Origin of the sequence: Pseudomonas sp. DC3200b2 (assembly GCF_049895785.1) — a bacterium.
GTDB classification, from domain to species: domain Bacteria; phylum Pseudomonadota; class Gammaproteobacteria; order Pseudomonadales; family Pseudomonadaceae; genus Aquipseudomonas; species Aquipseudomonas massiliensis.
Window position 1 is genome coordinate 1 of sequence record NZ_JAFCTA010000019.1, and the last position, 1,720, is coordinate 1,720.

1 protein-coding gene is annotated in these 1,720 nt (G+C 62.1%); it reads right to left on the bottom strand.

Annotated elements, in window-relative coordinates; all coding sequences use genetic code 11:
• Positions 1-246: 246 nt before the first annotated feature.
• Positions 247-1,602: an IS1380-like element IS1247 family transposase gene (locus ACP691_RS21645; RefSeq protein WP_006473457.1), complete on the bottom strand. Its 1,356-nt coding sequence runs from the start codon at positions 1,600-1,602 to the stop codon at positions 247-249.
• Between the last annotated feature and the right edge of the window lie 118 nt (positions 1,603-1,720).

Here is a 1,720-nt window from a genome sequence, read left to right on the forward strand (position 1 = left end):
CGATCCCGACTCATAGTCCATGTAGCCTGCATTCCCCAAGTGGCGTGGCGTTTGAGGTGAAGATCGCCTGTATCCGAGCGCTAGACAAGGATTTTCTGCCGCAAGCGGCACCTGCGGTCGCGCAGACTGCTGGATCTGGACGGATCAGACCGCGAAGCCGCTGTTTCCTTGCCCAGGGGCGGCGTTTTTCAGCGCAGCGGACAGATCTGTCCAGCCGCTTTCGTTCAGTTTGAGCGTGGATCGCGATCATGCGCATAGCGGTGGCGCTCGCAATCGGCGGATAGCGGCGAGGATGGCGCGTACCATCGTGCCGGTGACAGCGACCTCGGCCAGCTGGAAGGTGATGGTGCGGGCGTGACGGACCACACGTGCCCCGATCTTGATCAGCTTCAGTTGCAGGCTGGTCAACGACCAGTCGGCCATGGCCTCGGGCAGCTCGATGCAGCGCAAGAAGGTGGCCAGGTTGTACGCCAGGGCGTGCAGTTGCAGCCGCACCTCATTGTCGCGGAACTTCCGGCACGACAGCCGCGTCCAGCGAAAGGCGTATTTGCCCTCTTTGATGTGCTGCTCGGCGGTGCCGCGCTGGTTGTAGAACCGCACCACCCAGTCCGGCTCCATCGGCAGGTTGGTGACGATGAAGCCGACACGCGGGAACAGTTCGCCCGGATGCCATTCGATCTTGGCGATCACCCGGCGTTCCTTGTCCCAGGACGCCGCCTGATACTCGAATTCCTCGAAGAACCGCTTGACCTTGGTCAGTGACGGCCGCCCGACAGGGCGCGTTAGCCGATGCGCGATCTTGTCCTTGAGGACCGCGTTTGCGGGCAGCCGGATGGCGTAGAAGAACCGCGCTTCTTCCAATCGCTCATAGATCGCCGGGATCGCGTAGGCAGCATCGGCCCGGAAGAACCTGCCACCAAGGTCGCGCTCCGCGTAGCGCGCAATGACGGGGTCGAGAACATCACGCCAGCCATCGGCGCTGTGGACGTTGCCATGGCGCAGGGCGCAGCGTTCCAGCATCCCGAACTGGTTGAACAGAAAGTTGGGGTGATAGCAGCTACAGTCGAAATGGCCATTCCAGGCGGACCCTTCCTGGTCGCCATGGGTCGGGCTGACCGAGCTGTCCATGTCCAGAACGATGTACTTCAGCCCGTTACGGTCATGGAACCGGTCGATCCATTGCCCGTTCAGGTCGGCCAGCGCGGCACGGTTCCCGGCCAGAGCCAGCGTCTCGGTCTCGAACCGTCCCATCTGCGATGCCGAGGCCGCTTGTGCATCGACCGCTCTGCCGCCGACAACTTGGCGCATGACCGGATCGCAGGCGAGACGGTTGGCGTCGTTGACATCCTCGTATCCGGCCAGCCGCCCAAAGACTGATTGCCGGAACAGGCCGTCGAGCCGATGGACCGTGTTCTTGCCAGAGCGAGTATCGCGCAGCGCCGCTGACGCCAAATCGGACAACCCGAGCGCGTCATCAAGCTCGCGCATCACCAGAAGGCCGCCGTCGGAACTGAGCTGCGTGCCGCGAAATTCCAGCCGCACGCGAGGGTCGAAATCCACCCGATCTGCCCGTTGCAAGCCCGCACCCTCTGGGTGATCCATGAAACGCGCCCCTCGCAGCCTTCAACACCATGTTTTATATAGGAAATATAATGGTCAGGACAGCGAAATCAGCGCCTTACTTGGGAAATGTGGGATGTAATGTCTCCTGTCCGGTCAC